Raw genomic sequence first — 11,956 nt, forward strand, 5'->3', positions numbered from 1 at the left:
TGCGCGGCGATGATCCGCGGTTGCAGGCCGTACTCGTGACAGCGCCTGGCCCAGTGGTGCGCCCCGCTGCACGCTTCCATCGCGACCACGGTCCCAGCCGGCTGCTGGGCCAGCCACAGGGAAAACGCATCGCGCTTGAGGTCCAGCCGCCGCCGCACATGCCCGGCCGCGTCCATCTCGCACACCGAAAAAGCGGTCTTCGCCAAGTCCACGCCAAGGATTATAGTGTTCATGGAGACTTCCTCTTCTGCTGACGGTTGTGTCGCAACACCATCATGGCCTTCGAGGCCGAAGGGAGGGGAAGTCTCTTTTTACTCATTCAAGCCGACCGCCCACTGACTACGCCAGCGGCCAGCGGCCGGCGGCTTAATTCAAGCGTTAGGCAGCAAAACCGATGAAGCCTCCATCAGCCGAAGAAATTGCGACAATGTTCGAAAACGTCCTCTCAGGCCGCTGCACCCGCGAAGACGCAGATCACTGGGCCACTCAATGGGTCGCAATGGCTGATCCACCAGATATGCCTGATGCGCATTGGGAAGCACTTGAACAGTTGTGTGGCTGCGAACTCAAACATGGGCCAGACGCACCCTACCTACACTCAAATGAACAGATCGCAGGCTGGTTTCGGGAGTTCCAAGCGAATGAACGCTAGATCCTCCTTCAGTCTGAATCGCCCAGGGTTTCCTAGACATCTCAGATGCCAGACTGCATTTCCTTAGACGGTCTTGTTGCACCGATACGGCCGGTGCGGACCAGGGTATAAACCGCACCCGGCGACCTCATTGTTCGAGGATCTCTACGGCACTCGCTGAGATCTCCTCCAGTACAACAGCCCCCCTAGCACAGCGAGCACGGCCTAACTGCCCGCTCAATCGGGTGCGCTGACATGCGGAGCTCCCACATCCGTCCATGTGCGGCCACATGTGGCAATAGACAGGATTTCTGTCGATACTCTGCATGAACTGCGAATTTTGAGCACCATCGAGATACCCCTGTCCTGACGGATGGACTCACCTCACAACCCGGAGGATCAAGTGAAGAACTTTCCTGCGCACTATGAGGAACTCAATCGCTGGATGGAAACGCTCAGCCTTGCCATCCCCGATTCGATGAAAGCATTCGGTGCCTTGCACGACGCCAGCCTGGCGCAAGGGGCACTCGACCCGAAAACCAAGGAACTGATTGCCTTGGGTATCGCGATCACCGTTCGTTGCGACGGGTGCATTTCCTACCATGTCCATGACGCCCTGAAAGCGGGCGCGACGAAGGAGGAAATCGCCGAGACAGTCTCGGTCTCCATTTTGATGGGAGGCGGCCCGTCGGTCGTGTACGGCATCGAGGCGATGCAGGCACTCAGCCAGTATCTGGAAGTGGGCGTTTAGCGTACCGGGGACCTTTCCCTTGGGCATCGGCCTCTGCACGTTGCCCAACATGGCGCTGAAACGCTTCCCAAAGCGGGCCGCTGACTCGACCCGCAAAGTGTTCGTGCGCTTCAGGAGGACGCATGTTCGATCACGTCGTATTCGGGACCAGCGACTATGCGACGAGCAGGGCGTTCTTCCTCAAGGCACTCGAACCGATCGGCATCGCCATCGTTTCGGAAGGGCCGCTCGGCATCGAGCTCAGCACGGACGGAAAGTCCTCGCTGTGCATCCGCCGAATCGAAGAGCGGCCTGCGCACCTGCACCTGGCGTTCACGGCAAAGAATCGCCAGCAAGTCGAAGCATTCCATCGCGCCGCACTGGAAGCGGGCGCCAGGGACCATGGCCCGCTGGACTCCGCCCGGAGTACAGCGGGAAATACTATGCCGCGTTCGTCATCGGACCGGACGGGCACAACATCGAAGTGGTGTGCCACGAGGCCGAGGACTGACGCCGGGTCCGGGTAGGCTGACTCAAGCCTCCACGCAACGACCATCACAGGAGAGACCATGATTCTCGCAATCAAGGCCCTGGCCATATGGTTCATGATTCTGGTCCTCGCGGTCGCCAACGGCATGCTCCGCGAAGCGCTCCTCGTTCCCGGACTCAGCAGGACACCAGGGCTTGTCCTGAGCGGTCTGCTGCTGTCCGTACTGATCCTTCTTGTCACGCTGCTCGCCGTACCGTGGCTGCAGATCACTCGGTGGCCGCAAGCTGTCGGCGTCGGACTCGGATGGCTTGCCCTGACGCTCACTTTCGAGTTCGCATTCGGACGCCTTCAAGGCAAGTCATGGTCGGCCCTTCTCGAGGCGTACACGTTCAAGGACGGCAATATCTGGCCTGTGGTTCTGCTGATCACGGCCGCCGCGCCCTATCTCGCGGCTCGATTCAGAGGGTTGCTGCCATGACGGCTGCGCCCGAGAATGCGCGAACGCCGAACCTCGGGAGAAACGTGGTGAATGGTGCTGTATCCGGTGGCGTTCGAATCCTGCTCCGTGCGGAAGGCGCATGCGCGCTTGCTGCCGCAGTGCTGGCCTATGCCCGCTTCGGCCACGGATGGGGCATGTTTGCCTTGTTCTTCCTCACCCCGGACTTGTCCTTTCTCGGTTATCTGGCCGGTCCGGAGACGGGCGCGGTTTCGTACAACTTCGCGCATTCATTCGTCGGCGCGTTGACGACGCTGGCCGCAGGCGCGCTGCTGTCGCTATCCGTGCTCGTGACGGCGGGCCTGATCTGGGTCGCGCACATCGGCTTCGACCGTGCACTCGGCTACGGCCTGAAGTATCCGGACGGGTTCGCTTTGACGCACCCGGGCCGCATCGGTCGTGCACGAACCGGTGGCTGAGCCTGTACGCAAAGTGCCTCGCGCAACGGGACGCGGGCACAAGGTACGCTTCGCTTCCTGGAACTCGATCTTCATGAGGTTCTCACGCCCGATTCCGGTTCCATGCGACTTGCGGAGCGACGGCCTGCTCCACCACGGACGAGCCACCCAGCGGCGGCGCCATCCAGTTCTACGTGGGCGCGGAGTTCGGGCTTCCTGCTTCCAACCGGCCTGTCCGCAAGGAGCACATCCTTCGGTGGGTCGACCTGCCGAACGAGATCGAGCACCTTGCTCGAAAGATCCCGGACGGGACATATCATCCATCCACGAACTCGGAGCATGACTGAACATGAAACACTACGGCGGCTGCCTGTGCGGCGACGTGCGCTACGAAGTCACGGGATCTTTCGAGAACTTCTTCCTCTGCCACTGCTCCCGTTGTCGCCGGGACACGGGCTCTTCCCACGCGGCCAATCTGTTCTCGCGCACGGCAACGCTGCGCTGGCTGAACGGGGAGGAAAACGTAGTGGTCTTCCATCTTCCGGAGACACGTCACGTCCGAAGCTTCTGCAGCCAATGCGGGTCGGCGTTGCCGACCATGCAGACGCATGGCCGCGAGACGCTCCTCGTTGTCCCGGCTGGCAGCCTGGAGACGGATGTTCCGATTCGGCCCCAGGGCCACATCTTGATGGGTAGCCGGGCCAACTGGGACATGGAGTTGGAGCATGTGCCCGCTTTCGAGGGGCTGCCGGGTTGAGGCTTCGGCGCATCGCGTGCTCAGCGAAGAGGCAATCCGAACGATGAGCTGACGACGGCGTTGCGAGGAATGTCGGGCGACGCGCCGTGAATCGCCCGCGTTACATGCGGACCACGCCTTTCACCCGGCAGGCATCGCGATGCTGACGCGCGCTGGCGACACCCGCGCTGTCGCGGGCCAGCTTGCGCATTTCCAGTACGGTCTGCCAATTGCGCGCGCAGAGGGCGCCCAGCTTGGGGCCGTAGTTCCACGACGCCTGCGCCAGCTTTTCGGCATGGGCATAGTGCTGCAGTCGAACGGCGATCTCGGCGCGATCCTGCAGGATGTCCGGCGCATGCGGTTCGTCCTGCAGCGCCTTGTCCAGCTGCGCCGCTGCCGCGGGGTACTGGCCGGATGCAGCGTCCTTGTGCGCCTGATCGACCAGTGCCTCGGTGCCCGCGTCGCGCAGGGGCGTGACGCGCAGGGCCGAATCATCGTGACGTCCCGCCGCCTGGATCGAAGCCACGATGGCCTGTGGCGAGGGCGGCGGCGGAGCGGGCGGCGCACTCGCGCATGCGGCGAGCAGGCATGCGGCGACGGTAGAAGCGAGAACGGGGCGGACAGACTTCGACATCACGGCGTTCCGTTGGCGGAGGAGTTGCGCGCGTCGTCGTGATGGAACGCATCCCGGACACGCTGCCAGAAGCATCCATCGTGTTCGGTCGGAGCGTAACCGGAGATGAAGGGCAGCCGCCGCGCATCGTCGCACTGCGCATCGGTCTGGTGTCCGGTCTGCGGATTGATCCAGGCGTACTGCAGCTGACTGCCGTCATCCAGTTGCAGGGGCTCGGTGGGCAGCTTGCGGAACAGCTCGCGCCACACCTTGAGCGCGCCCGACGATCCCCACAGTCCGGTGCGCTTGTTGTCGTCGCGACCGACCCAGACCACGGCCAGGCGGTCGCCGGTGAACCCGGCGAACCAGCTGTCGCGCTGCTTGTCGCTGGTTCCGGTCTTGCCCGCGGCATGCAGCCAGCCGAGGCCGCTGTCGGTGATGGAATGCGCGGTGCCGCGCACGGCGACCTGCTGCATGGCGTAGGTGATCAGTTGCACCGCCGCGTGATACTCGCCCTGCCCCGATCGCACTTCGTAGCGTTTGATGGTCTTGCCGTGTGCGTTCAGCACGCCGCGTACGGCCAGCAGCGGCAGCGCGTGACCGCCCGAGGCCAGGTACTGGTACAGGTGCGCCACCTGCGCCGGCGAAAGATCCACGGCGCCCAGCAGCAGCGACGGATTCGGGTTCACGCCACTGAGTCCGAACGACTCCAGAAAACGCCGGATCTTGTCGACGCCGACCTGCATGCCCAGATGCACCGTGGCGAGGTTCCAGGAATTGACCAGCGCGTCGACCAGCGGCACTTCGCCGTGGGCGACATGATCGTCGTTCCGCGGCGACCAGACCTTGCCGTTGGGTTGCCGCAGATTGACCGGCTCGTCCTGCAACGGCGTCGCCAGCGACCAATTCCGCGGCTGCGCGAGCGCGACCAGGTAGACGAACGGCTTGATGACCGAACCCACCGGACGCCGTGCGTCCAGCGCGCGATTGAAGCCCGGCTGTCCCGGATCGCGTCCGCCGACCATGGCCAGCACCTGGCCGTTGTGCGCATCGGTCACGACGGCCGCGGCCTGCAGATCGTCGCCGCGCTTGCCCATGCCGTCCAGCGTGCGTTCGATGGCCTTCTCGGTGTAGATCTGCGCAGCCGGATCGAGCGTGGTGAAGATCGACAGTCCGTCCTTGCGCAGGGTCTCCTCGTCGAAATCGGTGGTGATCTGCGCACGCACCAGATCCATGAACGCCGGGAAGCGGTCGCGTGCCAGCTGCGGCTTGGCGACCACGCCCAGCGGCTGCGCCTGGGCGTGCTTCATCACCGCCTCGCTGATGAGACCGGTGGTATGGAATTCGCGCAGGACCAGGTTGCGCCGGGTCAGCGCGCGCTTCGGGAAACGCCGCGGGTCGTAGTAGCTCGGGCCGCGCACCAGTCCGACCAGCAATGCGATCTCCTGCGGTCGCAGGGTCTGCAGTCGACGACCGAAATAGAACTCGCTGGCGGCGGCGAAGCCGTGCACGGCCTGGTTGCCGCGCTGACCGAGAAAGACTTCGTTGATGTACGCCTGCAGGATGCGCCCCTTGCTGTAGTGCGCCTCGATCAGCATCGACAGCAGCGCTTCGTTGACCTTGCGCACGAGGTTGCGGTTGCGGGTCAGGAACAGATTGCGGACCAGCTGCTGGGTCAGCGTCGAGCCGCCCTGCACGACTTGGCCGGCGCGCAGGTTGGCCCACATCGCGCGCGCGATGGCACTGAAGTCGATGCCGAAGTGATGCTTGAAGTCGCGATCCTCGACCGCCTGCAAGCCGGCGACGAGCAGCCCCGGCACCTGCTTCAATTGCACGATGCGACGCTCTTCCTGCTCCGCACCGTACAGGGTCGCGATGCGCGCCGGGTCCAGATGCGCCAGCTTCACGGACCGCCCGTTGTCGACGCGGGTCAGTGCACGGATGGTGTCGCCCGACAACGTCACGCGGAGCCGCTGCGGCAGCTCGCCGCCTTCGGGTCCGGCGTAGCCTCGCGAGGAGATCACGAAATGATCGCCGCCGCCGGTCCAGGTGCCCGGCACTCGGCCCCGCTTGTCGTGGGTGTAACCGGCGAAGGTCAATTCCAGTTTCAGCGCGTCCGGCTTCATCGGCTCGCCGACGGCCAGCGGTAGCGGTCGCGCATAGACGCGCGTGGGCACCGAGAACACTAGGTCGTTGAACCGCGCCTGCACCCGTGCGCTCAGGATCAGGGTGTAGGGCAGCAGGAAGCCGATCCCGACGCCCAGGCCGAGCCAGAACGGAACGCGCAACCAGGGCCAGGTGACGCGAAAAAAGGATCGGGTACGTTTGAAGGCAGTCAAGGCGCGATTCGTGATCGGTGGAATGAAACGGTTTCCGCAAGTGTACGTGGCCGCGTCGCACTCTGCGCGACGCCCGTTCAGCTGGGCGACACACGGACGCCGGACCATTTGCCCGTACAATGCCTGATCGGCAAAGGCATGGAGAGGCAATGCGCGGGCAACAACATGGCCGGAATCTGGCGGCGATGCTGGGCTGGCGAGTGCGCCGCTGGCGGCAGACGCTGCAGCGCCTGCGCCTGAGTCTGGGCCAGCGCGGCTGGCACGGCACGGTGGCGCGTATCGCGCAGGAATTCCGCCGCCGCCCCGAACGCGACGACACGCTGCCCATCGCGCCGCTGGACACGCCGTTCGCGCCATTCGCGCTGCCCGTGGACGCCACGGCGCCCCGCGTCTCGGTCGTCATTCCGGTGCACGGCAAGTGCGCGCATACCGTGGCCTGTCTGCGCTCGCTCGCCCGCCATGGCGCGGAGGCGCCCTTCGAGGTGATCGTCGTCGACGATGCCTCACCCGACGACACCGCGTCGATCCTGCCGCAGATCGACGGCCTTCGCATCGTCACGCACGCCCAGAACAAGGGCTTTGTCGACAGCTGCAACGACGGTGCCGAGGCCGCGCGCGGCGATTTTCTGCTGTTCCTGAACAACGACACCCAGGTCACGCCCGGCTGGCTCGACGCGATGCTGGCGTGCATGCGCGAAGAACCCGACTGCGGCATCGTCGGCAGCCGGCTGGTCTACCCGGATGGCCGCCTGCAGGAAGCCGGCGGACTGGTCTTCGCCGATGGCAGCTGCCACAACATCGGTCGTTTCGAATCCCGCGACGATCCGCGCTTCCGTTACCGGCGCGAAGTCGACTATGTGTCCGGCGCCAGCCTGCTGATTCCGCGCGCCCTGTTCACGCAGGTCGGCGGATTCGCACGCGACTACGCGCCGGCCTACTACGAAGACACCGACCTGGCCTTCGCGGTACGCGCGGCCGGTCGGCGTGTCGTATACGAACCGGCCAGCCTGGTAGTGCATTTCGAGGGTGTGACTGCGGGCACGGACACCGAGAGCGGCATCAAGCGTTATCAGGTGCGCAACCGCGAACGATTCGTGCAACGCCATCGCGAGGCGCTGCAGGATTTCCCGACCGCGCATACGCGTGTCGATGCGGCCCTGCGCCGTTACGCGCGCGGTCGAATGCTCGTCATCGACGCCATGACGCCCGACCCTGCGCGCGATTCCGGCTCATTGCGACTCACGGCCGTATTCGGACTTTTACACACGATGGGCTGGCAGACGCTCTTCGCCCCGGACGATGGTCACGCTGCCGCGGACCGGATCGATGCGCTGGGCGCGCTGGGGGTACAGGTGCTGTGCCGCCCCTGGGTGCGCCACCTGCCCGAATGGCTGCAGCGCCATGGCGCAGAACTCGACGCAATCATGCTGTGTCGCGCCGGAACCGCAGCCACCTATCTGCCGTTGCTGCGCCGCGTCGCCCCGCAGGCGAAGGTACTGTTCGATACCGTCGACCTGCATTTCCTGCGCGAGGAACGTGCGGCAGCGGTGGCCGGCAGCGCTGGACTCCAACGTCAGGCCGAAGCCTCCCGCCGCAGGGAACTGGGCCTGATCGCATCCAGCGACGTGACCTTCGTGGTCAGCCCCGTCGAGCGTGCCCTGCTGGCTGAAGCCGCGCCGGAGGCACACGTCGAGCTGCTCTCCAACATTCACGACGTGCATGGCCGCCGCAGCGATTTCGCCGCGCGACGAGACCTTGTGTTCCTTGGCGGCTTCGGCCATCTGCCCAACGCCGACGCAGTGCGCTGGTTCGTGCGTGAGATCCTGCCTCGCCTGCAACGGCACAATCCCGCTCTGCACCTGCATGTGCTGGGCGATGCACCCGAGGATGCGCGTCGCGAACTTTCCGGTCCGCAGGTCACCTTGCATGGTCGCGTCGACAATCTTTCGCCCTTCATGGACCGATGCCGACTGTCGATCGCGCCCCTGCGGTTCGGCGCCGGGGTCAAGGGCAAAGTGAACATGGCGATGAGCTATGGACTTCCGGTCGTCGCCACGCCCATTGCCGCCGAGGGCATGCAACTACGCGACGGTGTCGATGTATCCATCGCCGAGGATGCCGAAGCTTTCGCCGCGGCCGTGCTGGCGCTCTACGATGACGAAGCGCTGTGGCTGCGCCTGTCCGATGGCGGACTCGAAAATGTGCGCCGGCATTTCTCACCCGAGGCCGCCGCCGAAACGCTGCGCCGCGTGCTGAACTGACGCCCGCTTTTCCCGGTGCGTCAAACGCGCTAGCTTAGCCCGACCACTCGTTCCGTCTTCGCCATGCGACGCATACGCCTACATGTCGACATACCGCTGACCGTCAGCGAAAGCCTCGCGCTTCCCGACGGCGCCGCCGAGCACGCCGTGCGCGTGCTGCGCATGCGCGACGGCGATGCCGTGACCCTGTTCAACGGCGACGGGCACGACTACGAAGGCGTACTGGAAAACGTCGGCAAGCGCACCGCCGATGTGCGGGTACATGCAGCCCACCCGATCGCCAACGAGGCGCCGCTCCCGCTGACTCTTGCCCAGGCTATCGCGCGCGGCGAGAAGATGGATTGGGTCGTGCAGAAGGCGACCGAACTGGGTGTCACGAATATCGTGCCGTTGCATACCGAGCGCAGCGAGGTGCGCCTGGACGAGCGCCGGGCCGCGAAGCGCCTTTCGCATTGGCAGTCTGTCGCGGTCAGCGCCTGCGAACAGTCCGGCCGCGCACGGCTACCGCACATCGCACCCGCGCAATCGCTGACGCAATGGCTGGCATCGCTGTCCGATGTCGCCGCACTGCGGCTGGCGCTGCTGCCCGAACGCGGGCGGCGTGCTCGTGATCTGGAGCCCCCCGGCGCTGGAGCGATACTGGCCGTCGGCCCGGAAGGCGGCTGGGGCGAGCGTGACCTGGAGGCACTGCGCAGCGCTGGATTCCAGGCATTGCAACTGGGGCCGCGCGTTCTGCGCACGGAAACGGCCGGCCTAGTCGGCCTGACGGCCTTGCAGGCGCACTTCGGCGATCTGTAGGGCATCCGCGCGGCTGCGCCCGCGCGGATGGATCACTCGTCGGCTTCGAGCGCTTCGGCGATCGTGCGCTCAATCGACTCCAGATCGGGAATGAAGGCTTCGTCGTCGCGCACCATGACCTGGGTGCTGATGCCCTCGGGCAAGGTGTCCGGATCGCCCGTTGGCACAATGACGTCGTCACTGAGCGCGGTCAGACGGGGAAAGCCCTGTGTGACCATGGCGAAGAACGGCATACGCGGGTTTCCACCCAACGCCTTGATGATGGCCACGCGCGAGTTCAGCGCGCCCTCGGTCTCCGGCCAACCGACCAGACCCGGGAACGACACCAGCGGCACGCGCCAGCCGCGCCAGCTGACGCGTCCAAGCAGCCAGTCGGGCGTATTCTCCACCGCGTCCGGAGTGGACATGGTGATGACCTCGCTGACGCTGGCGTTGGGCAACAGCAGTCGGCCACCGCGGACGGTGATCAGAACGCCCCGGATTTCGCGTGGCAGCGCTTGATTCATGACAATTCCTCGAGCAGTCGTGCAGCCAGCCCGGCAGGCGTGCCGGTGTATTCCGCCAGCTGCTCTTCGCAAATGACCGAAACCATGGTGTTGTCGTTGCAATCGGCCGGGTCCAGCGCCCACACGTGGCCGCCGCAATCATTGATGGCCTGCGCGCCGGCCAGCGCGTCGATGGCGTCGCCGGCAAGAACCACCGCCCATGCATCGGCGCCCATTTCCTGGGCCACCAGGGTCATGCTGAGATCGATCGACGGGTTGGCCAGCGGTTGATCGGCGGTATCGAGCAACTGCAGGCGCCCATGCCGCTCCAACGCAGCTTGCTTGCCAGCCGGCACCAGCAGCAGTTCACCGTGGCGCACCTTGCTGACACTGTCGGGCACGCGCACCTTCAGGAACGGACTGACGCCATCGAGTTCGCTCGCCAGCGCATGCAGATCGTCACCCGCCAGCTGATGCACGACGCCGATCAGCGCCGCCTCCGGCATGCGATTCAGCGCCACGACGAATTCGCGCAGGCTTTCGCGCGCCTCCGGGCTGCTGCCTGCAGCGAGCACCACGGCGCGACGAAGGTCTCCACCCTGCGAATCCAGCATCATCTCGTGCCCGCTGGTTTCGGCCATCTTCGGCGCGATGGCCTGCTCGATCGGTTCCAGTTCGAGGCTGAAACGTGGCTCGAAGTCCGCTACTCCCTCGCTCGAATTCGACTCCAATTCCGGCGCCAGATAATCCGACGCCGACATTTTCTCGATACCGAACTCTGACGGATCGACCGTGTCCGTCTTGCCGGACGGCGACGCGGCGGAAGGCGTCGCGGATGTGTCCATGTCGAAGTCGACCAGATCCCAGTCCGGCGCCTTCGGCGGCTCGACCCGGGAGGCTTCGACCGACACGGTTTCCGATGAGGGATGATCGTCCAGATCGAGCAGCGTATAGGGGCTGCCCTTTTCCTGGACATGACGGTCCTCGACGACAATGTCCTTCGGCGCATCGCGCTCAGTCGGAGGCATGGACGCGTCCTCACCCGCCACGGAACCCGCATCGTCTTCCGGCGCTGCGGAGACATCCCCCAGCTCGGCCGGATCGAACGAAGGTGCCGGCGCTTCCTCACTCGCCGCCATCGCCTCGTCGAATACACGCAACGCATCCTCGAGACCGTCGTCCACGCTGACATCGAAGTCCACGCCGCCGCTCATGTCCACGGTCTCGGTCACGCCGGACTCCGCGCCGGCATCCGGCGTCTCGACATCGTCCGCCGAAGTCCTCGCAGCGGGCTGGGCGTCGGGAATCGCCTGGATGGCCTCCAGATCCGCCTGACTGACGTCCTCCTCGTCCAGTTGCAGGTGGATACCGGACTGTGGCGTGGCAACGCTGCCGGATTCGCCGTCGGGCTGACCCAGCAGATCGCCATCCTCGGCCAACAGGGCTTCGAGTTCGGCAGTCAATGCTTCGGAATCGGCTTCACTGGGCGCTTCCGACACGGCGGCCTCATCACGGAGCTCGTCATCGGCCGGCGGCGCCTCGGGCATGGCTTCATCGGGCAACAGCATCTCGGTCGGATGCGCCTCGATCGTCCGTGCCTCGGCCGGACGCGGCGGATCGACGTCGTGCGCGTTCAGCAGCTTGGCGGCGAGATGACGCGCCCAGCGCGCCTGATCCCAGCCGGACAGCCCGCTGGAGGTCTCGGCCTCGTTGAACACGATGCGCTGGCGGTCCTCGTCGAAGATCTCGTACAGCGCATCCAAATGCTCTTCCACTGCAGCATCGAGATTGACCACGACGACTTCGGCACCCTTGCCGGCCAGATCCTCGCGCGTCGCCTTCGTCGCCGGCCCTTCGTGCACGATCCGCGCACCAGCATTCCTCAGCGCTTCACGCAGGTGTGCGCTGAGGTCGGCATCCTCGAACAGGAGGGCGACGCCCGGGCCGCTGGTCGCGGAGTTCGTATCGCTCATGCCGGT

The 11,956-nt window shown here is 65.2% G+C and carries 11 protein-coding genes and 1 pseudogene; 6 read left to right on the forward strand and 6 right to left on the reverse strand.

What is annotated here, in order from left to right; genetic code table 11:
* A pseudogene (locus HF690_RS03985) lies at positions 1–233 on the reverse strand (IS110 family transposase); the annotation flags it as partial.
* Positions 234–1,034: 801 nt separating this feature from the next.
* Between HF690_RS03985 and HF690_RS03990 the strand changes: the two are divergent.
* A complete protein-coding gene (locus HF690_RS03990; protein ID WP_205300794.1) occupies positions 1,035–1,382 on the forward strand; it encodes a carboxymuconolactone decarboxylase family protein in 348 nt (115 codons plus the stop codon).
* Between the two features lie 110 nt (positions 1,383–1,492).
* Here HF690_RS03990 and HF690_RS15210 read toward each other — a convergent pair whose 3' ends face one another.
* Entirely contained in the window at positions 1,493–1,765 is a 273-nt protein-coding gene (locus HF690_RS15210; RefSeq protein ID WP_205300795.1) for a hypothetical protein, read from the reverse strand.
* A 165-nt stretch (positions 1,766–1,930) separates the two neighbouring features.
* On the opposite strand from HF690_RS15210, the gene HF690_RS04000 reads away from it, so the two are divergent.
* The 3 genes from HF690_RS04000 to HF690_RS04010 all read left to right on the forward strand — a co-directional run bounded on the left by HF690_RS04000 (position 1,931) and on the right by HF690_RS04010 (position 3,502).
* Entirely contained in the window at positions 1,931–2,329 is a 399-nt protein-coding gene (locus HF690_RS04000; protein ID WP_168608547.1) for a hypothetical protein, read from the forward strand.
* Positions 2,326–2,766 carry a DUF4260 domain-containing protein gene (locus tag HF690_RS04005; protein WP_168608548.1) on the forward strand — a complete coding sequence of 147 codons (441 nt, stop codon included), beginning with the start codon at positions 2,326–2,328 and terminating at the stop codon, positions 2,764–2,766. Before HF690_RS04000 ends, HF690_RS04005 begins: the two co-directional genes overlap by 4 nt.
* Before the next feature lie 328 nt (positions 2,767–3,094).
* On the forward strand, positions 3,095–3,502 hold the full coding sequence (locus HF690_RS04010) for a GFA family protein (protein WP_168608549.1): 408 nt from the start codon (positions 3,095–3,097) through the stop codon (positions 3,500–3,502).
* A 100-nt stretch (positions 3,503–3,602) separates the two neighbouring features.
* On the opposite strand, the gene HF690_RS04015 is transcribed toward HF690_RS04010, so the two are convergent.
* Together HF690_RS04015 and mrcB are read right to left on the reverse strand one after the other, a co-directional pair.
* A complete protein-coding gene (locus HF690_RS04015; RefSeq protein WP_168608550.1) occupies positions 3,603–4,115 on the reverse strand; it encodes a tetratricopeptide repeat protein in 513 nt (170 codons plus the stop codon).
* The gene (gene mrcB / locus HF690_RS04020; RefSeq protein ID WP_240151579.1) at positions 4,115–6,433 is read right to left on the reverse strand and encodes a penicillin-binding protein 1B; all 2,319 of its coding nucleotides are present in this window, start codon (positions 6,431–6,433) and stop codon (positions 4,115–4,117) included. The genes HF690_RS04015 and mrcB overlap by 1 nt, the downstream gene beginning before the upstream one ends.
* 149 nt (positions 6,434–6,582) lie before the next feature.
* Here mrcB and HF690_RS04025 point away from each other — a divergent pair, with 149 nt between their 5' ends.
* Positions 6,583–8,694: a glycosyltransferase gene (locus tag HF690_RS04025; protein ID WP_240151580.1), complete on the forward strand. Its 2,112-nt coding sequence runs from the start codon at positions 6,583–6,585 to the stop codon at positions 8,692–8,694.
* 63 nt (positions 8,695–8,757) lie between these two features.
* Positions 8,758–9,492, forward strand: a complete 735-nt coding sequence (locus HF690_RS04030) for a 16S rRNA (uracil(1498)-N(3))-methyltransferase (RefSeq protein ID WP_168608552.1) — start codon at positions 8,758–8,760, stop codon at positions 9,490–9,492.
* A gap of 32 nt (positions 9,493–9,524) precedes the next feature.
* Here HF690_RS04030 and HF690_RS04035 read toward each other — a convergent pair whose 3' ends face one another.
* Positions 9,525–9,998 carry a chemotaxis protein CheW gene (locus HF690_RS04035; protein ID WP_113064510.1) on the reverse strand — a complete coding sequence of 158 codons (474 nt, stop codon included), beginning with the start codon at positions 9,996–9,998 and terminating at the stop codon, positions 9,525–9,527.
* Positions 9,995–11,950 carry a chemotaxis protein CheB gene (locus HF690_RS04040; RefSeq protein ID WP_168608553.1) on the reverse strand — a complete coding sequence of 652 codons (1,956 nt, stop codon included), beginning with the start codon at positions 11,948–11,950 and terminating at the stop codon, positions 9,995–9,997. Before HF690_RS04040 ends, HF690_RS04035 begins: the two co-directional genes overlap by 4 nt.
* Positions 11,951–11,956 lie beyond the last annotated feature (6 nt).

The organism is Oleiagrimonas citrea (assembly GCF_012395255.1).
GTDB lineage: Bacteria > Pseudomonadota > Gammaproteobacteria > Xanthomonadales > Rhodanobacteraceae > Oleiagrimonas > Oleiagrimonas citrea.